This is a genomic window from Helicobacter turcicus, from assembly GCF_019711685.1.
Taxonomy (GTDB): Bacteria; Campylobacterota; Campylobacteria; order Campylobacterales; family Helicobacteraceae; genus Helicobacter_D; species Helicobacter_D turcicus.
In genome coordinates this window covers 159,164-177,517 of sequence record NZ_JAIGYQ010000001.1, presented here as the reverse complement: position 1 = coordinate 177,517, position 18,354 = coordinate 159,164, and the positions used below count along the sequence as shown (strand labels likewise).

The window sequence follows — 18,354 nt, the reverse complement described above, 5'->3', positions numbered from 1 at the left end:
TAGATGAAAAATAAAATGCGATTACGCAATAAATTTAAAAATAAATTGCTAAAAAAACAAGAGAATGTTACGATGGATAAGTTTAGAAAGACACTCTTAAGAGATTTAGAAGAAATTCAAAAAAAGCCTAGAAAGCCTAAGAATATAGAATCTAAAAGTGATTATTCTTTCTTTTAAGATAAACTTTAACTTAAAACTCAAAAATATTTAAAAACTTCTTAGCGCGCTCACTTTTAGGGTTTGTGAAAAACTCTTGTGGTGTTGCAATTTCTGCAATTTCTCCGCGGTCAAAAAATACGATTCTATCTGCTACATGCTTTGCAAATTTCATTTCATGGGTTACTAATACCATTGTCATACCATTTTCTGCAAGCTCTTTAATCACATCTAGCACTTCTTTTACCATTTCAGGATCTAGTGAAGCAGTTACCTCATCAAAAAGCATAATTTCTGGATTCATACATAATGCACGCACGATTGCCACACGTTGTTTTTGTCCGCCGCTTAGCTCTTTGGGATAGGAATCTTTTTTGTGTGCTAACCCAACGCGCTCCAGTAGTTTAAGTGCTTGCTCTCTTGCGTCATTTATACTTCTATTTTGCACTTTAATCGGTGCTAAAGTAATGTTTTCTAACACATTTAAATGTGGAAAAAGCTCATAGTTTTGGAACACCATTCCAATTTTTTGGCGCACTTTGCTCCATTTTGTCTGCACACCTTCACCACTAATTTGCACTCCATCTAGGTAGATTTTGCCTCCTTCTATGGACTCTAATCCGTTAATGCAACGCAAAAATGTGCTTTTTCCACAACCACTAGGTCCTAAAATCGCGCATACTTCGCCTTTTTTGACCTCCAAGCTTACATGATTTAACACAAGATTGTTGTCATATTTTTTCACAATACTTTCTAATTTTAATAAAATCATTGTCGTCCTTAAACGAATTTTTTCTCTAAGTAATGGCTAAGTGAGGATAGTGGGTAGCATAGCGCAAAATACACCACAAAGATTCCACCATACACCCAAAAACTTGCTGTTGGATAGCTAATGAGATTAACCTCAATAATCTGTTGCCCAACCTTTAGCATATCACTAACTCCAATAAGTGCGGCAAGTGAAGTGGTTTTTATCATTCTAGTAAAGAGATTTACAAGGCTTGGAAGTAGACGCTTAAAACTTTGTGGAAAAATGATAAATACTTGCACTTGCCATTCTCTTAATCCTAAGGCTCTTGCGCTTTGTTCTTGGTGTTTTGGTAGGCTTGTAATTGCTCCGCGCACTAAATCCCCCATTTCAGCAATCCCCCAAAGACTAAAGGCTAGGATACAGGCACTTATACCGCTTAAATTTATTACATTTGAGAATCCAAAATAAATAATAAAAAGCCAAGCAAGGATTGGAATAATACGAATGGATTCCAAATATATGCGACAAATCCCCCTTAAAAACTTGGATTTTAATGTCATTAAATAACCAAAAATAAAGCCAAAAAGACAGGAAAAGAAAATTGCAATAAGTGCGATTTGCAAGGTTACAATCACTCCTTGTAGAATCCTTAAAATATTTTGAGGTAAAAATAATATTTCCATAGTTAAATATCCAAATTAAATACTTTTAATTGCCGTAATTCACTTTAATCAAATCCCAATGTTTTTTTGAGTTTTATAAAAGGCAATATGTGTAGATTCTAACATTGCTTCTTATCCCAAATAGCGTTTATAATGACGTTCTAATAGCAAAAAAAGAATGGATAAAGGCAGTAATACAATTAAATAGCAAAGCACCAATAAAAACAAAGTTTCGCTTGTTTTATAATAATTACCAATTAAATCTTTTGCTACAAATAATACATCTACAAGTGCAATTGCACTTACAACAGAAGTTTCTTTAAGTAAAAAAATCACATTTGCACCAATATAAGGCAAACTTACCATTAAGCTTTGAGGTAAAATGATAAAAAACACAAGTTGCCTCTCACTAAGTCCCAAGCTACGTCCTGATTCTATTTGGATTTTTCCTACGGATTCCAATCCTGCACGAAAGGATTCTGCCATATAGCTTCCTCCAAGAAAAGTTACACCAATTAATGCACAAGTGTAGCTGTCTAATTTCAATCCAATCTGTGGCAAACCATAATACAAAAAGAAAAGTTGAATTAGTAGTGGAGTATTGCGTGAGAGTTCAATGTAGCTTTGTGTTAGCGTGTTTAAAAAGCGGATTTTATAATATTGCACAATAGCAATTAAAAATCCTAAAAGGATTGAAAAAATAATTCCAAAAAACGAAAGGTGCAACGTTAGCCATAAGGCTTTTGCAAAGGTTGGAATCGCATTTTTTATAAACATAAAATCAAGACTTAAAAACAATTCTAGCACCAAATTTCCTTAGGAATTTTTAAAGAAAATTCTGCAATTATACAGAAAAATGTTTAATTTTCTTCCACTTTAAGCCTGTTTTGCTACAATCACGTATTTGAATAAATCACTTATAAGGGAGTTTGCTGTGACTTTTTATTATGTCAAGATTTTTCATATTATTTCTTTTGTGTCATGGATGGCAATGTTATTTTATCTGCCACGTCTTTTTGTCTATCATGCCGAACATATTGAAAATTCTGGCTTTGTAGAAGTGGTTAAAATCCAAGAAGAAAAGCTTTATAAGTTTATCGGTTATCCAGCACTAATTGCAACATTTGTTTCTGGGATTTGGCTACTTGTGTTAGAGCCAAGTTTCCTAACAAGTGGAGGTTGGCTACATGCTAAGATTTTGCTCGTAGTGCTACTTGTTGCGTATCATTATAGTTTGTATCGTTATATGGTGGCTTTTAGGGAGAATCGCTGTTTTAAAAGTGGTAAGTTTTTTCGTGCATATAATGAAGTGCCAACTATTGTGCTTATTATCATTACAATTTTAGTGATTTTAAAACCATTCTAAAGGTATATTATGGCAAACCAAAAACTATGGGGCGGACGTTTTAGTATGGGAGCAGCAGAAATTTTAGATACATTTAATGCGTCTTTACCTTTTGATAAAAAGCTTTACAAACAAGATATTCTAGGCTCAAAAATACACGCGCAAATGTTAGCAAAGTGTGGAATCCTAACACAAGAAGAAGCAAATTTAATCTCTAAAGGATTAGAACAGGTTAAAAGTGAAATTGAAAATGGCACATTTAAGTTTATTATTAGCGATGAAGATATTCACTTGGCTATAGAGAAACGTTTAATAGAAATTATCGGTGAGGTGGGTAAGAAGCTCCATACTGCACGTAGTCGTAATGACCAAGTAGCCCTTGATTTTAGACTTTTTGTTTTGGATTCCAATAAACACTTGCGCTTCCTTGTGTTAAATCTTATTACCACGCTTCTTAATATCGCAAGAGACCATACACAAAGTATGCTTCCGGGTATGACGCATTTACAGCATGCACAACCCATAAATTTTGGCTTTTTGCTTTGTGCATATGCGTGTATGTTTGTAAGGGATTTTGAACGTTTAGAGTCTTCTTATCAACGTAATAATTACTGCCCACTAGGCGCAGCAGCACTTGCTGGGACTCCTTATGACACAGATAGATATTTTGTTGCAAAGCAATTAGGTTTTACTGCCCCGATGCTAAATGCGACAGATTCTGTAAGCGATAGAGATTTTGCCTTAGATTTTTTATACGATACAAGTTTGCTAATAATGCATATTTCTCGCCTTGCAGAGGAGCTTGTGCTATGGAGCAGTTATGAATTTAAGTTTATTACTTTAAGCGATGCGTATTCTACGGGAAGTTCTATTATGCCACAAAAGAAAAACCCCGATGTGCCAGAGCTTTTACGTGGTAAAAGTGGGCGCGTGTATGGAAATCTTATGAGTCTTTTGGTGGTAATGAAAGGCTTACCGCTTGCTTATAATAAAGATACACAAGAGGATAAAGAGAGAGTTTTTGATAGTTTTGAAACGTTAGAGATTTCTCTAAGAATCCTAAATAGCGCACTAGAGACAATGACAATCCATACAGATTTTATGCTAAAGGCTTGCAGAGTTGGGCATTTAAGCGCGACAGATTTAGCTGATTTTCTTGTGCAACATTGCAGAATCCCATTTAGAGAGGCGCACCATATTACAGGTAAAGCAGTAGCTTATGCAGAAACTTTGCAAAAAGACTTAAGTGAGCTAAGCGTAGAGGAGCTTTGTTGCGTGGATTCTAGGATTCCAAAAGAGGCACACAAAAGCCTTGATTTAAAGGCGTCTATGGAGAGTCGTAACTCCTATGGTGGAACTTCTACACAATCCACACTTGTGCAAATTGAAAGCTTAGAGGCGTGGTTAAATCTTGCAAAAAATACATTAGAAGAAGTGTAATGTCAAAGCAACAAGAAATTATTGCAATGTTTGATGATATTGCAGGAAGTTATGATTTAACAAATCGTGTTATGAGTTGTGGAATTGATATTTCTTGGCGTAAAATTGCATGCAAACAGGCATTTAAGAACCTTCAAAAAGCAGAGGATTTGGAGATTGCTGATGTTGCTTGCGGAACAGGGGATATGATAAGCCATTGGCAAAAAAATGCACAAAAAGAGGGAGTAAAAATTCATAGCATTGTGGGTTTGGATCCAAGTGATGGAATGTTAGCAGTAGCGCGCAAAAAAATGCCAGAGATTAGTTTTATTCAATGTGAGGCGACAAATTTGCCACTAGAAGCAGGGAGTAAGGATATTTTAAGTATTGCTTATGGAATCCGAAATGTAGTAGAGCGGAAAAAGGCATTAAGTGAGTTTGCGCGTGTGCTTAAGAGAAATGGAATCTTAGTGATTTTAGAATTTACAAAATGTGAGAATCCTAGTCCTTTAGAACGTTTAATGGGATTTTATACTAAAAATATTTTACCCTTTGTTGGGGGAATTGTGTCAAGAAATTACCGCGCATATCGCTATTTGCCAGATTCCATTGAAGAATTTTTGACAACTGATAAACTCAACTGCGAGCTTAGTGAAGTAGGCTTTAAACCTCTTTACACAAGAGCATTTTCTGCGGGCGTTTGCACACTTTTTATTGCTAAAAAACTTTAATTAATGGCATTTGTGATTTTTTCTCTTGTAATGCTTGGCATTTTTACGCGTCCCTTTGGGATTCCAATTTGGCTTGTCAGCATACTTGGCGCATTCTTTAGTCTTGTTTTAGGTAGTGTTAGTCTAAGTGATGTTTTCTTTGTGTGGGGAATGGTTTGGAATAGCTCTTTAGCACTTGTTGGGCTTATCATCTTTGCGCTTGCACTTGAAAAACTTGGCTTTTTTGAGGTGTTAGCATACTCTATGCTAAAACTCTCAACGCATAAGCAGACCTTAGCATTACAGACTTGGAAATTTTATTTGCTTATGGGCTTGTTTGCAAGCCTTTTAGCAACTTTCTTTGCAAATGATGGTGCGATTTTAATCCTAACCCCCCTTGTTATCGCGCTTTTAGCACACATTAAGAATGTGAAATTCTCACGCAATCCACTCATTGTTTTCTTGCTATTTATAGGCTTTATGAGTGATTTCGCTTCTAATTTATTTACTTTTTCAAACCTCACAAATATCATCACTGCAGATTTTTTTAAGATTAAATTTTTGGATTTTATTTTTATAATGGCTCTACCACAACTTTTTGGAGTTGCAATGAGTATTTTGCTATTTTGGATTCTATTTGCGCGCAAACTGCCAAAAACGCTAGAGTTTAATATCCGCACAAATTCCTTGCCAAAGCCTAGTATCACGTTTTTTTGTGCAAGTTTGTTAGGCGTATTACTTATTGGAATTATTAGCGGAGAAAAATTTGGAATACCACTTAGTATTTTTACGCTTGTAGTAGCACTTTTAAGCGTGTTTTGTGGAATCTTAACACAAAAGTTTCAACTCTCTAATATCTTAAAAGAAGCACCTTTAAGCATTGTTGTCTTTAGTTTGGGGTTATTTGTTGTGGTTTTTGGGTTAAAAAATATAGGGCTAGTCGAGTTTTTAAAAGATGGAATTAGAAATTTCAACACATTTTCGCCATTTTTTGGAATCTTTAGTATTGGTGTAGCTTCAAGTCTTGGAGCAAGTGTGATAAATAATCTACCTATGGTAATGCTTGGAAACTTAGCACTTTTAGATTCCACTAGAGAGCTTGTGTTTGCGCATTTGCTAGGCTGTAATATCGGCGCGAAACTCACCCCCATAGGCTCTCTAGCGACATTGCTGTGGCTTGCAAGTTTGAAGCGGTATGGAATCCATATTAGCTTTTTGCAATATATGTTTGTCTCCCTGCTTATAACGCCTTTTGTGCTATTTTTTGCACTTGTTGGGTTATATTGTTATGCTGTTTAAGGAGAGTCATACGCTCTTTGTTTAGCATTTGCTTTGCTAAATTTTCGTAAATTTTTCTGCTTGTCTTAGAACTCTATTTGTATTAGAATTCTTTTTAAAAAGAATTTGGTTAAAGAAATATTAAATAAACACAAAACCCATAAAAGTTAAGCTAATTTTTGTTAGAATTTTTGCACTCATCGTTTAAAAATTCACTCTTTACAAGGTTTTTTATGCAGCAGGATTCTTTACATAATGTGGAAATTTTGGTTTTGGATTTTGGCTCTCAATACACCCAACTCATCGCACGCAGACTCCGTGAATATGGTGTTTATACAGAGATTGTCCCGTATTTTGAAAAACTAGATTCTATCAAGGCAAAAAATCCTAAAGGCATTATCCTAAGCGGAGGACCTGCTAGTGTGTATGAAAAAGACGCCTATAAGCCAGATTCTAAAATATTTGAGCTTAATATCCCTGTGCTTGGAATCTGCTATGGTATGCAGTATATCGCACATTTTTTTGGTGGCTCTGTGGTGAGGGCAGAGGCACAAGAGTTTGGTAAGGCAGTTTTAGAAATCCTCAATTTAGAAGAGAATCTAACCTTTAGTGAGTTTAATCACGACAAAATGCCACAAGCCCTAGAAGCACTTGTAGATTTATGGGAGGATTCTGTTAGAGATAGCCACGCATTTTTAGCAGAAAATGATATTTTAGAGATTAGAAGTGATGTCAATGTGCTTTTAAGGGATTCTGAAAATACGCTTGTAGCAACTGATGAAGAGAGATTTTTAGGCTTTCTTGGAATGGAACATAATCGTATTGAAATGCTTTTTGTGCATCCAAAGTTTTTTAGACGCGGTGTGGGTAGGGCATTGTTACGTGAAGCATTTATGCGGAATTTTAAGCAATTTGATAGCATTGTAGTAGATTGCAATGCAGATAATGCGCGTGGGCTAAAATTTTACCAGCAATTAGGATTTAAAGAGATAGGCAGGAGTGCGAAAGATTCTAGAGGGAGGGATTTTGCGGTTGTGCATTTAGAGGCTTCAAGCGCAATTTTGGCAAGCCATTTAAAATCGCATAATGTTTTATTCCATAATGTGAAACAAAATTCTATCGTGTGGATGAGCCATGCTGACAAGGTGGAACGCGTGCCTAGTGGCTTTGTAGAGCTTGCGAAGTCTGGCAACACGCATTATTGTGCGATAGCGGATTTGAAGCGCAATATTTATGCTTTGCAATTTCACCCTGAAGTCGTGCATAGTGAGTGTGGCGGGGAGATTCTAAGGAATTTTGCCATGCTTGTTTGTGGTGCGGATACAGATTGGAATATGCGTAATTTTGCAGAATCTGAAATTGAAAAATTGCGCCACATTGTCTATGGAGGTGAGATTCCACATTGTGAAAATCCTACTTTTATCACTCTTGCAGAATCTTTTAAACAAGTTGGGAAAGCACAAGCAATTTCGTATCTTGTCTCTATTTGGGAGGAGGGCGCAAGGGCAACGCACACAGATTTAAGCGAAGATGCGATTGCTGGTATGAGGGAGGAAATTAAGGCACATATTTCAAGCTCTAAAGATTTGCTTATAGCACAAAATGCGGGGCAATGGCTGGGCTTTATCGCGGTGAAAAAGAATGAAATCACAATGCTTTTTGTCGCTCCGCAATATTTTAACAAGGGCATAGGTAAAACACTGCTTAAAGAGGCATTGAGACGATATTTATACACATTTGAAGTGATAAAAGTCGCAAGTCTTGAGTGGGCTTTGGGATTTTATGCGCATTTGGGATTTACAAAAACAGGGGAAAAGCCTATCCCTGCGGGGAGTGGTGGAAAATTTTCACCAGAGCTTATCCCTCTAAGCATTGTGCGTGGGAGTTTGCAAAAGTCTTTGGGACTTGGAGAAGCAAGGGAGCGGGTACGTTGCGATTGGGCTAGGGATAAAGATGAGGCAGCATGTAAGCTCTATGAGGAGTATCACGATAATGAGTGGGGTGAGGCAGAACACGATGATAAGAAACTTTTTGAAAAGCTTGTGCTAGAGGGCTTTCAAGCGGGGCTTTCTTGGATTACAATTCTTAAAAAACGTGAGGGTTTTAGGGTGGCGTTTGATGGCTTTGACCCAGCACAAGTGGCGCGTTATGATAGTAAAAAGATAGAATCTCTTATGCAAAATGAGGAAATCGTGCGCAATAGGGCGAAAATTGAAGCGGCGATTCTTAATGCTCGGGCATTTTTGAAGATTCAAAAGGAGTTTGGAAGCTTTGATAAGTATATTTGGGGCTTTGTGGGGGGTAAGCCAATTATCAATGCGTTTGAAAGTGTGGAAGATTTGCCTGCTTCCACGTCACTTGCAGATATAATAGCTAAGGATTTGAAAAAACGAGGCTTTAAGTTTGTGGGCAGCACGAGTGTGTATGCGTTTATGCAAAGTGTGGGAATCGTAAATGACCACATAAGCTCGTGCTTTAAAAGACATTCAGCTTTGGGCAATCATTCCGCGGATTTTAGAGATTTTGAGGGTTCGCAGACCATTAGTCTAGTCTCACCCCAAAAATCTCTAAAAAACCACGAAAGCACCGCCACAAATCTTAGAATGTTAGATTTTAATAACCAACATTGTGGGACTAGAGATTCTAAGGTGGATTCTAAATATATAAAATCTCAAGGGAGAGAGGATTTTGAATATAAAAATGGGGCTTTGCAAGATGAGGCGAGGGAGTTACCTCAAGCGGTAATGACCGAAGCCCAAGTGAAGCAATCGCCATTTTTAGCCCAAAAGCCAACGCCCTCTAAGGTGTTGTGTGCGGTAAGTGGTGGAGTAGATTCTAGCGTCGTCGCCACTTTGCTGTATCGTGCTATCGGGGAGAATCTTATTCCTGTGTTTGTGGATACAGGGCTTTTGCGCAAAGGTGAGAGAGAGGCAGTGGAGAAGATGTTTAAAGAAAACTTAAAAGTGCCCCTTATTGTGTGTGATGCGAGTAAATTATTTTTAGGGCGACTTAAGGGCGTGATAGACCCAGAGATTAAGCGCAAAATCATCGGCGAGACTTTTATAGAGGTGTTTGAAAAAGAGGCGAAAAAGCATAATACAAAGGGTGAGATAAAGTTCTTAGCACAAGGAACACTCTATCCTGATGTGATAGAATCTGTGAGTGTGAAAGGTCCCTCTAAGACGATAAAGTCTCATCATAATGTTGGGGGCTTGCCTGAATGGATGAAGTTTGAGCTAATAGAGCCATTAAGGGAGCTTTTTAAAGATGAAGTGCGCGCACTTGGGAGAGAGCTAGGAATGCCAGAATCTATGCTTATGCGCCACCCATTCCCCGGACCTGGACTTGCCATACGTATTATGGGCGAGGTGAATAAAAGGGATTTAGATTTATTGCGCGAGGCGGATTCTATCTTTATAGAGGAGCTTCGCAAACAAGGCTATTATGATAGTGTGTGGCAGGCATTTTGTGTGCTTTTAAATGTGCGGAGTGTAGGGGTAATGGGTGATAATCGCACTTATGATAATACCATTTGTGTGCGCGCTGTGGAGGCAATAGATGGAATGACAGCGAGTTTTGCGCATTTGTCGCATAGCTTTTTAGAATCTGTGAGCAATAGAATTATTAATGAAGTAGAGGGCATTAACCGCGTGGTGTATGACATTACAAGCAAACCCCCGGGCACGATTGAGTGGGAGTAGGGGAGTATGAATAAAAACTATGGATTAGAGGTATAAAATGCTAAACAAAATGGAATTCAAAACTTTGCAAGATATAGAATCTAGATATTATATGCAACCGATGATTGCAAAAATTAATGTTGATATTTCTACTCAAAAATTTGGATTGCAAGAAATTTTTAATCATCTCTATGATTATCTTGTAGATTGCAAAGATGAAGTAGAAATTCTTATTCAAAATAGAGTTCAACAGGGCGAAATAAGAGACGCGAGTCAAGCGAGAAAAAGTATTGCTGGAGGAGCATTTTCAAACCTTATTGTTTGGGTATTTCTTAAAAATAAAGAACAAGGCAATATAAGACAAAATATTTTCATTACCTCTAAAATTTCTTCTGTTCCACAATGGCAAGATTTATTTTATATCAAAGTGGGGGAGGAGATACAAAAGCCCGATGTGGATTTGGTAATTTATAGCTTAGATTCTAAAAATAAATTCCACAAATGTTTAATTTTGTCGCTTAAAACTTCCTTGCGTGAAAGGGCGGGACAGACTTATAAATGGAAGCTTTTAATGGAAATTGCAAATGTTGAATCTAGTATTAGAGAAAAATATGACATTTCTTATAATCCCCCTATATTACCGCTTGTATGTTTTGCCACTGTAAATTTCTATAATGAAATCAATAATCCTCAACACAGGGGAATGTTCAAATTTTTTGATTGTGCATTTATTGGTAAAAATATACAAACAGGAGATTTTATAAAACCCTTAAGTGCTTTAATTGATTACATAAGCGAGAAACTCTAATGACATTTTTAGAAAAATCTTGTTTCAATGCAGACTTTGCACCAAAACACACGATTAAAGATTCTAAAAAGCAAGAATATCCAGCAATTTATAAACCCAAATACGACTTTTTGGGGCAATCTTACGCGTCAATGTATCCTAATCTACATAAATATCCCGCAACAATGCTTCCTCAAATTGGCTTAGAGTTATTAAAAGAGTTTAAAGCAAAAAAAAGTAATCTTTTAGACCCATTTTGTGGGAGTGGAAGTAGCTTTGTAAGTGGTTTAGAATATGGAATTAAACATTTTGTAGGTTTTGATTTAAATCCTTTAGCAATAACGATTTCAAAGGCGAGAATGACTTATATAGAATCTTCTTATCTTATTAGGCAAAAGGAAAGATTATTGCGTCAATTAGAATCTAAAAATAAACTTTCTTTAGATTTTAATCCTTTGGAGAATATTACCAATCTTGATTTTTGGATAGATAAAAACGCACAGCAAGATTTAAAACTGATTTTTTCTTATATTAAAGCTTTAGATGACAAAAATTTACAAAATCTCTTTATGCTTAGTTTTAGCGAGACATTAAGGGAGGCAAGTTGGACAAGAAACAATGAATTTAAGCTCTTTAGAATGAAAGATTATGAAAATTATAAGCCCAATGTGTATGCAATTTTTACTAAAAATTTAGAATCTCTCGTGAAAGATTATTTACAATTTTATCAATCCAAGTTACAAGATGTTGGTCTCAATCTTACAAATGCAAGTTTTCAAAATTTGAAACAAAAATTTGACACCTTGCTAACAAGCCCACCTTATGGAGATTCTAAAACCACTGTGGCGTATGGACAATTTAGCACTTTTATTAATGAATGGTTGGGTTTTAAAGATGCTAGGAAGTTGGATTCTAAACTAATGGGTGGAATAAAGGCACAAAAACTTTACGATACTGGTTTGATAAAAGATTATGTTTTAGAGATTTCTAAGATAGATAAAAAAAGAGCCCTAGAAATCTCAAGCTTTTATTTTGATTTGGAATCTAGCATTCAATCTTTAATAAATTCTATAAATCTCGGTGGTAAAGTATTTTTTATAGTGGGCAATCGCAGAGTAAAAAATATAGAACTTCCTACCGATAAATTTATTGCCGAAGTTTTTTGCAATAATGGTTTTATGCACTTGCAAACAATTAAACGCAAAATTTCTAACAAATCAATGCCACTTCAAAATTCCCCAACAAACAAAGCTGGGGTTCTCTCACGCACAATGAACGAGGAATATATTGTAGTGTGTAAAAGGCTATTATAGACTTTGTAGGTATAGAAAAAGAAAGTGCATTTATAAAAATATCCATAGATAGAAAAGCGGAGCTGGAGAGAGATGTTTTAGCGATGAAAAATAAAATCAGTGATTTAAAACTTTTAGAAAGTATGGGTTTATTTGCGATAGATACTAACCGCATTGTACAGACAAACACAAGCAAACCCCCGTGTAGATTAGAGTGGGAGTGAGAGATGAGTGAAAATAAAACCACATTACCCAATCTATTAAATGACATAGTAGCTTTTCTTAAAAAACAAAATTTACAACTAAGTAACCAAAGTCGTGATGGGCGGATAAATTCTGCCTTTAATGAAGATGAAATCTTTAGACTTTTAGAGGCAAATTTTACTATAAACCGCCCAAATATGCGTGATTGGGTAGATTTTAGCTTTTATGAAAATGATGTGTTTTATCCTGTAAATATTAAAGTTAGCACGACAAAAACAACTGATAATCTCAACTGCAAACTTGGAATCTATTATGCCTTAACAGGCAAAATTCCGCCTTTTAATAATGGAGTAAGCTGGGAAGTATATTTTAAAACTTTGAGTGAGAATCTAGAACCAAACAGCAAGGATTATTATTTTTTAATTATAAATAAAGATAGCCCTAGTGATGTATTTGCCGCTTCGTTAAAAAGTTTAGAATCTATCTTGCCAAATGGTAATAATCTCCCCTTTCAAGCTAAATGGGACAATAATCGCAAACTGATAAATAGAGATTTTGGAAGTGCAAAAGCCTTTTTACTTGGAACTTTTGAGGAATCTTTAAAACTTAGAGCTGATGCTTATTTGCATTTTAGGACATATTTTTATGAATCTTGATGTAGTAACTCTTGGGCAGGTTTTTACCCCACCACATATTGTGGGCGATATGTTAGCCCTTATTCAAAGCACAAAGAAACTTTCTAATCCCAGATTTCTAGAGCCAAGTTGTGGTAATGGAGCATTTTTTCAAAATTTACCTAAAAATAAAGTAGGTATTGAACTAGATTCTAGTGTGGTTTGTGATAAGGCGGTTTTGCAAGAAGATTTTTTTGCTTACTCTACAAACGAAAAATTTGATTGCATTATTGGGAATCCACCCTATGTGCGTTACCAAGACATTGCTATATCTACAAAAGCACTTCTTAAGCCTTATTCTAGACTTTTTGATTCTCGCTCAAATCTTTATCTTTTTTTTATCTATAAGTGTATTTTGCACTTGAAAGAAGGAGGAGAGTTAATTTTTATCACTCCACGAGATTTTTTAAAATCAACTTCAAGTGTGCGCTTAAATGAGTTTTTATTTCAGCAAGGCAGTATCACGCATTTTATTGATTTGGGTGATAAAAAGATTTTTGACAATGCCCAGCCAAATTGTGCGATTTGGAGGTTTGAAAAAGATAATTTTACACGTAAGACGCAGTGTTTAAGAGAGTTTTCTTGTGTAAATGGACAGCTACTTTTCACTAAAAAAGCCTACACGATTCCTTTTAAAGATTTATTTTTTGTCAAAGTTGGAGCAGTAAGTGGAGCAGATTCTATCTTTGCGAATGAAAAATGGGGTAATATGGATTTTGTTTGCTCACAAAGTGCTAAAAGTGGCAAAACGAGAAAAATGATTTATGGAATCTATGGCAAGAATTGTGTGTATTTGCAAGATTTTAAAGAACAGCTTTTGAGGCGGAGGATTAAAAAATTTAATGAATTGAATTGGTGGGAATGGGGCAGAGACTATTATAAAAGTGAGAATCCTAGAATCTATGTTAATACTAAAACACGAAACAAAAAGCCTTTTTTCTTACATCCTTGTAATGTTTATGATGGCTCTGTTTTAGCAGTTTTTCCAAAATTTAAGGTGGACTCTGTGATATTAGGAATATTATGCGAGAATCTCAATAATGTAGATTGGGAGGAACTTGGATTTGTATGTGATGGGCGATTTTTGTTTTCACAACGAAGCCTAGAAAATGCAGTGCTAGATTCTAGTTTTTTAGAATTTGCAAACAATAGAATCATTAATGAAGTAGAGGGCATTAACCGCGTGGTGTATGACATTACAAGCAAACCCCCTGGCACGATTGAGTGGGAGTAGGGGAGTATTTAAATTTTATTATTAATAAAATGGGAGGATAAAATGAGTCAGCAACAAGTATTAGAGAAATTAAAAAAATATGCAGATTTTTCTCAAGGTGGTAATGGTAGTTATAAAGCAAAAAAAGATGATGCAACAATCACTATTCATACAAATGGAAAAGTGCAGATTCAGGGTAAAAATAAAGAAAAAATAGAACAAGAAATAAATGAAATATTAGGAAGAGAAGAAATATACGAAAATAATAAGCAGTTATTTATAGTTTATGGTCATGATAAAATAGCCAAAGAACAACTTGAATACATACTCCAAAAACTTGATATTCAAACCGCTCAAATCACAAATAACACGGGTATGACTATTATTGAGGCTTTAGAAAAAGAAACATCTCGTGTTCATGCGGGTATAATTTTGCTTACCCCCGATGATATTTCTTTATCAAAAAAAGACTACGAAGCACACAAAGACAACATTGAGGGTTATATTCACGCAAGAGCAAGGCAGAATGTCATACTTGAAATGGGTATGATTATGGCAAAATTGGGCAGAAAAAATACTATTATCTTAAGCAAGGGAGAAGTTGAAACTCCATCGGATATAGATGGTATTTTTAGACTTCAATTTAAAGAAAATCCAAAAGAAATATTAAAAAAATTAGTAGAGAGATTAGAGGAATGTGGTTTTGTAATAGATAAAGAGAATGTTTTTAAAGCTATGGATTGATATTGAAATTTTAAGGAATATTTTATGTTACAAGCACAAATTAAGAATTTTTCTTATCAAAAAAATTGGCATGAGCAATTAGAAAATTTTGATTTTAAAAATATCAATTCTTTACCCGGTAAATGTTTAATTAATTTTCAAAACAAAACTTTAGCCTTAAGCAAATGGGTTAGCCCTAAACGCACCCGCTCTTATCCTTATGCGAGGGTATATGATACTTTTGATAGCCATGCAAGTAAGATTGTTACCATTATCCCAATTATCAAAGATGAGGGTATTAATGGTGATATGGATTATTTGCAATGGGATACTATTTCTTTGATGAGTCTTTTAAATGTTTATGTGATTTTGGGATTTTATGATAAGGCGGAAATTCACCCAAAGAAAGCTGATAAAATCACCAAACAAGAATTTAATAATGAATATATTTTAGGGCAACTCACCCAACTCATTAAATATCATCAATCAGCACTACATTGGAATCTTAATCAGCTAAGTAGCGAGAAACTTACAAAACTAGCAGAATTAGCAAAAAACGCTTATATTGATATTTCCAGCACATTAAAGATAAAACTTCACAACCCACGAAATATAGATAATTTTATATGCAAAATTTCTCAAAGTAGAGAAACTTTTATGGGTTTTTCAAGACAAAAGGCAAAGCAAGCTCAAACTAGAGAAAGCTTAACTTTACAGCCTAAGGAAAATATAGGTATAGGCAAGAAAGAAAAAATTATTATAAATAATTATTTGGGAGGGCAATATTTTTTTACAATTGATGAAGTGTTCTTCAAAAATGATACATTGTATTTGTGTGAGAGTAAACATAGTAAGAATAGCCTTTTGCCAAGCAATGATGATATAAAAGATGGACTTTTAAAACTTATGCTTTATAATAATTTACATAAAATTGAAGGACTTAAAAAATTTAAAATTGCATTAAGACTTACTTCAAGTCTTTTGCAAGATAGTATTATTTTACCAAATGAAAATCTGGATTCTTTTATTGAAAATAATGCTTTCTCAGGTTCTCAAACTACCACCTTAAAAGCTTTAAACATAGAATCCAAACAGAATCATTTTGAAATTTGGATAAACAATGAATGCTAGATTTTATAAAACACCGCTTCGTTATCCGGGAGGCAAAAGTAGAGCGATTAAGATTTTAAAGGATTACTTTCCGCCAAGTTTTAGTGAGTATAGAGAACCATTTTTTGGAGGTGGAAGTGTGGGGATTTATCTTGCTCAAAATCTTTTGTGTCAAAAACAAATTCAATTTTTAGCAAATGACTTCAATCAAGATGTGTATTGTTTTTGGGACATCCTAAAAACACAAAATCAAGCTTTAATCAACGAAATTCAAAGCATTAGAAAATATTATAAAAATGGCAGAGAGCTCTATGAAAATATCTTAAGTCGCAGAAATAAAGATTTAAGTAGTTTTCAAAGGGCTGTTGATTTTTTTGTGCTTAATCGCATTACTTTTAGTGGAGTGGTTGATTGTGGTGGATACTCGCAAAAAGCTTTTGAATCTCGCTTTACGCAAAGCTCTATCGAGAGACTTAAAAATATGGATGTAATCTTGCAAAATTTTATTTTTAGCAATGAGAGCTATGAGAATCTCCTGCAAAAAGAGGGCGAAGATGTCTTTATCTTTTTAGACCCGCCTTATTACTCCACTATAAAATCAAGGCTCTATGGCAAAAAAGGGGATTTACATATAGGTTTTAATCATCAAAAGCTTTGCGATAATCTCAAAAACACAAAGCATAAGTTTTTGCTTACTTATGATGATAGTGAGTTTATACGAGAATTATATAAAGATTTTTATCTACAAGAATGGACTTTACAATATGGAATGAATAACTACAAACAAGGGAAGGCAGATAAAGGCAAAGAGCTTTTAATCAGTAATTTTGAAATAAAAAATAGTATAAAGTATTTTCATTTTGAGTCTTTAACTAATGTAAATAGCAAATTAACCTGCTAGAGTGAGGGCAAGAGGGAATAAATGACTATCCAAACACATTTAAATAAAATCCAAACCATTAATCAAGGCAGTTTTTATACACCTGATTTTGTTGTGGAAATCGTGCATTCAATGCTTGCAAATCACATTAAAAATACTAAAGATTACATTTTGCTTGATAGTTCTTGTGGCTATGGAAATTTTCTAACTTTGCAAGGGTTTAAAGTGAGAATTGGTGCAGATATTGACAAACAAGCTTTAAAACAAGCAAGAGAAAACTTTAAGGATTTCACACAAAAGCCTTTGCTTTTGCATACAAATTCGCTACATCAAGCCCAAAGACAGAAATTTAATTTAACACAAAATGACAAGCTTATAATCATAGGTAATCCCCCTTATAATGATAAAACTTCTATCGTGCAAAATCACCTTAAAAATAGTGATTGTGTTCCTGTGGATTCTCATCTTAAAGCGCGAGATATTGGCATTAGTTTTTTGCGTTCTTTTGATGCATTAAGGGCGGATTATATTTGTGTGCTTCACCCGCTTTCTTATTTGATTAAGGAATCTAATTTTAAATCCTTGAGGAATTTTATTAAACATTATTGCTTGATAGATTCTATAATTATTAGTTCTGCTATTTTCTGTCCTAAATCTATGGGATTTTTTCCCATCATTATTGCTTTATACAAAAGGGACAATCAAGGAATGGATTATAATTTTATTTGTGATTTTATTTTTTATACCATAGAGGGCAAATCTTTTAAGCTTAATGATTTTGATTTTATAGCAAAATATATTGATAAATATCCTAATAAAAAACGTGTGGATTCTAGGCAAAAAGTAGCGATGTTTTATACTTTGCGCGATATTAATGCTCTGCGGCGTTCAAAGACTTTTATAACAAAAGAAAATACCAATACAATTTATGTTGCAAAAGAAAAATATAGCCTTTATTGTTATGTTGATGTGTTTAAAATGATGATTACCCATATTCCTTATTATTTTGGAAATTGTGATATTTTGATAGATTTTAAGAAATTTCAAGCCTTAGAATCTGCATTTATCAAAGCAAGTGAAAGTAAGATTTTAAGCCCAGAAATTGAAGATTATTTTAGAAAATTATTAGGAAAGCATTATGAGGATTGAAAAACTAGAAAATAATAAAATTTTTGCAGAGCTTCCGCTTACAACACAAAGTGGCAAGATTAGAGTAAAGATAAGAAATAGTTTTTATGAATATGGAATTCCAACTCCAACAAGGCAAGTTCCATTCTCTCAAAAGCATTATGTAGAGTGGCAAATCGGCTATGATGTGGATAAAAGTGATAAAGAAAAGTTAGCATTCAGCACATTGCAAGATAGCGAATTTATCGGAGCAAAGAAAAAATAAAGCACTTTATGAGTTAAGTGAGTATTTATATTATTTCGTGCAGTAGGGGATTATCAACAAGGCAGAAATTGAAAATC

Annotated in this window: 18 protein-coding genes; 15 read left to right on the top strand and 3 right to left on the bottom strand. The window is 34.5% G+C overall.

The features are described 5' to 3' along the window. Nucleotides 1-3: 3 nt before the first annotated feature. Nucleotides 4-177 carry a hypothetical protein gene (locus K4G57_RS00780; RefSeq protein ID WP_221531274.1) on the top strand — a complete coding sequence of 58 codons (174 nt, stop codon included), beginning with the start codon at nt 4-6 and terminating at the stop codon, nt 175-177. Between the two features lie 13 nt (nt 178-190). Here K4G57_RS00780 and K4G57_RS00775 read toward each other — a convergent pair whose 3' ends face one another. The 3 genes from K4G57_RS00775 to K4G57_RS00765 all read right to left on the bottom strand — a co-directional run bounded on the left by K4G57_RS00775 (nt 191) and on the right by K4G57_RS00765 (nt 2,346). Then, nucleotides 191-928, bottom strand: coding sequence for an amino acid ABC transporter ATP-binding protein (locus K4G57_RS00775; protein ID WP_221531273.1), 738 nt, complete (start codon nt 926-928; stop codon nt 191-193). A gap of 8 nt (nt 929-936) precedes the next feature. Further along, on the bottom strand, nt 937-1,590 hold the full coding sequence (locus tag K4G57_RS00770; RefSeq protein WP_221531272.1) for an amino acid ABC transporter permease: 654 nt from the start codon (nt 1,588-1,590) through the stop codon (nt 937-939). 111 nt (nt 1,591-1,701) lie between these two features. Then, nucleotides 1,702-2,346, bottom strand: coding sequence for an amino acid ABC transporter permease (locus tag K4G57_RS00765; protein WP_221531435.1), 645 nt, complete (start codon nt 2,344-2,346; stop codon nt 1,702-1,704). Nucleotides 2,347-2,503: 157 nt separating this feature from the next. On the opposite strand from K4G57_RS00765, the gene hemJ reads away from it, so the two are divergent. From hemJ to K4G57_RS08985, 14 genes are all read left to right on the top strand, one after another. Next, nucleotides 2,504-2,935 carry a protoporphyrinogen oxidase HemJ gene (gene hemJ / locus K4G57_RS00760; RefSeq protein ID WP_221531271.1) on the top strand — a complete coding sequence of 144 codons (432 nt, stop codon included), beginning with the start codon at nt 2,504-2,506 and terminating at the stop codon, nt 2,933-2,935. A gap of 9 nt (nt 2,936-2,944) precedes the next feature. Next, a complete protein-coding gene (gene argH, locus K4G57_RS00755; RefSeq protein ID WP_221531270.1) occupies nt 2,945-4,354 on the top strand; it encodes an argininosuccinate lyase in 1,410 nt (469 codons plus the stop codon). Continuing rightward, nucleotides 4,354-5,064, top strand: coding sequence for a bifunctional demethylmenaquinone methyltransferase/2-methoxy-6-polyprenyl-1,4-benzoquinol methylase UbiE (ubiE, locus tag K4G57_RS00750; protein ID WP_221531269.1), 711 nt, complete (start codon nt 4,354-4,356; stop codon nt 5,062-5,064). The genes argH and ubiE overlap by 1 nt, the downstream gene beginning before the upstream one ends. A 3-nt stretch (nt 5,065-5,067) precedes the next feature. Next, nucleotides 5,068-6,342: an arsenic transporter gene (locus K4G57_RS00745; RefSeq protein ID WP_221531268.1), complete on the top strand. Its 1,275-nt coding sequence runs from the start codon at nt 5,068-5,070 to the stop codon at nt 6,340-6,342. Nucleotides 6,343-6,554: 212 nt separating this feature from the next. Then, nucleotides 6,555-10,022 carry a glutamine-hydrolyzing GMP synthase gene (guaA, locus tag K4G57_RS09340; protein WP_429913074.1) on the top strand — a complete coding sequence of 1,156 codons (3,468 nt, stop codon included), beginning with the start codon at nt 6,555-6,557 and terminating at the stop codon, nt 10,020-10,022. Nucleotides 10,023-10,059: 37 nt separating this feature from the next. Next, nucleotides 10,060-10,809 carry a BsaWI family type II restriction enzyme gene (locus K4G57_RS00725; protein ID WP_221531267.1) on the top strand — a complete coding sequence of 250 codons (750 nt, stop codon included), beginning with the start codon at nt 10,060-10,062 and terminating at the stop codon, nt 10,807-10,809. Then, on the top strand, nt 10,809-12,101 hold the full coding sequence (locus K4G57_RS00720) for a modification methylase (protein ID WP_236033132.1): 1,293 nt from the start codon (nt 10,809-10,811) through the stop codon (nt 12,099-12,101). Before K4G57_RS00725 ends, K4G57_RS00720 begins: the two co-directional genes overlap by 1 nt. 206 nt (nt 12,102-12,307) lie before the next feature. Continuing rightward, entirely contained in the window at nt 12,308-12,940 is a 633-nt protein-coding gene (locus tag K4G57_RS00715; protein WP_236033131.1) for a restriction endonuclease, read from the top strand. Then, nucleotides 12,930-14,192: a GMP synthase (glutamine-hydrolyzing) gene (locus tag K4G57_RS00710; RefSeq protein WP_221531266.1), complete on the top strand. Its 1,263-nt coding sequence runs from the start codon at nt 12,930-12,932 to the stop codon at nt 14,190-14,192. Before K4G57_RS00715 ends, K4G57_RS00710 begins: the two co-directional genes overlap by 11 nt. 42 nt (nt 14,193-14,234) lie before the next feature. Then, entirely contained in the window at nt 14,235-14,915 is a 681-nt protein-coding gene (locus K4G57_RS00705) for a DUF3378 domain-containing protein (protein ID WP_221531265.1), read from the top strand. A gap of 24 nt (nt 14,916-14,939) precedes the next feature. Further along, a complete protein-coding gene (locus K4G57_RS00700; RefSeq protein WP_221531264.1) occupies nt 14,940-16,025 on the top strand; it encodes a hypothetical protein in 1,086 nt (361 codons plus the stop codon). Next, nucleotides 16,015-16,905, top strand: coding sequence for a DNA adenine methylase (locus K4G57_RS00695; protein WP_221531263.1), 891 nt, complete (start codon nt 16,015-16,017; stop codon nt 16,903-16,905). Before K4G57_RS00700 ends, K4G57_RS00695 begins: the two co-directional genes overlap by 11 nt. Nucleotides 16,906-16,926: 21 nt before the next feature. Beyond that, complete coding sequence (locus K4G57_RS00690) at nt 16,927-18,033, top strand: N-6 DNA methylase (RefSeq protein WP_221531262.1); 1,107 nt, start codon at nt 16,927-16,929, stop codon at nt 18,031-18,033. Next, nucleotides 18,023-18,277 carry a hypothetical protein gene (locus K4G57_RS08985; RefSeq protein WP_236033130.1) on the top strand — a complete coding sequence of 85 codons (255 nt, stop codon included), beginning with the start codon at nt 18,023-18,025 and terminating at the stop codon, nt 18,275-18,277. The genes K4G57_RS00690 and K4G57_RS08985 overlap by 11 nt, the downstream gene beginning before the upstream one ends. Nucleotides 18,278-18,354 lie beyond the last annotated feature (77 nt).

What these genes read in the sequence shown, in the direction of transcription:
- K4G57_RS00720 (WP_236033132.1), top strand. Translation starts at nt 10,809, where the DNA reads ATGACATTTTTAGAAAAATCTTGTTTCAATGCAGACTTTGCACCAAAA.
- K4G57_RS00705 (WP_221531265.1), top strand. Translation starts at nt 14,235, where the DNA reads ATGAGTCAGCAACAAGTATTAGAGAAATTAAAAAAATATGCAGATTTT.
- K4G57_RS00770 (WP_221531272.1), bottom strand. Translation starts at nt 1,590, where the DNA reads ATGGAAATATTATTTTTACCTCAAAATATTTTAAGGATTCTACAAGGA.
- K4G57_RS00745 (WP_221531268.1), top strand. Translation starts at nt 5,068, where the DNA reads ATGGCATTTGTGATTTTTTCTCTTGTAATGCTTGGCATTTTTACGCGT.
- K4G57_RS00775 (WP_221531273.1), bottom strand. Translation starts at nt 928, where the DNA reads ATGATTTTATTAAAATTAGAAAGTATTGTGAAAAAATATGACAACAAT.
- K4G57_RS00695 (WP_221531263.1), top strand. Translation starts at nt 16,015, where the DNA reads ATGAATGCTAGATTTTATAAAACACCGCTTCGTTATCCGGGAGGCAAA.
- ubiE (WP_221531269.1), top strand. Translation starts at nt 4,354, where the DNA reads ATGTCAAAGCAACAAGAAATTATTGCAATGTTTGATGATATTGCAGGA.
- K4G57_RS00780 (WP_221531274.1), top strand. Translation starts at nt 4, where the DNA reads ATGAAAAATAAAATGCGATTACGCAATAAATTTAAAAATAAATTGCTA.
- K4G57_RS08985 (WP_236033130.1), top strand. Translation starts at nt 18,023, where the DNA reads ATGAGGATTGAAAAACTAGAAAATAATAAAATTTTTGCAGAGCTTCCG.
- guaA (WP_429913074.1), top strand. Translation starts at nt 6,555, where the DNA reads ATGCAGCAGGATTCTTTACATAATGTGGAAATTTTGGTTTTGGATTTT.
- K4G57_RS00725 (WP_221531267.1), top strand. Translation starts at nt 10,060, where the DNA reads ATGCTAAACAAAATGGAATTCAAAACTTTGCAAGATATAGAATCTAGA.
- K4G57_RS00700 (WP_221531264.1), top strand. Translation starts at nt 14,940, where the DNA reads ATGTTACAAGCACAAATTAAGAATTTTTCTTATCAAAAAAATTGGCAT.
- argH (WP_221531270.1), top strand. Translation starts at nt 2,945, where the DNA reads ATGGCAAACCAAAAACTATGGGGCGGACGTTTTAGTATGGGAGCAGCA.
- K4G57_RS00765 (WP_221531435.1), bottom strand. Translation starts at nt 2,346, where the DNA reads ATGTTTATAAAAAATGCGATTCCAACCTTTGCAAAAGCCTTATGGCTA.
- K4G57_RS00710 (WP_221531266.1), top strand. Translation starts at nt 12,930, where the DNA reads ATGAATCTTGATGTAGTAACTCTTGGGCAGGTTTTTACCCCACCACAT.
- K4G57_RS00690 (WP_221531262.1), top strand. Translation starts at nt 16,927, where the DNA reads ATGACTATCCAAACACATTTAAATAAAATCCAAACCATTAATCAAGGC.
- K4G57_RS00715 (WP_236033131.1), top strand. Translation starts at nt 12,308, where the DNA reads ATGAGTGAAAATAAAACCACATTACCCAATCTATTAAATGACATAGTA.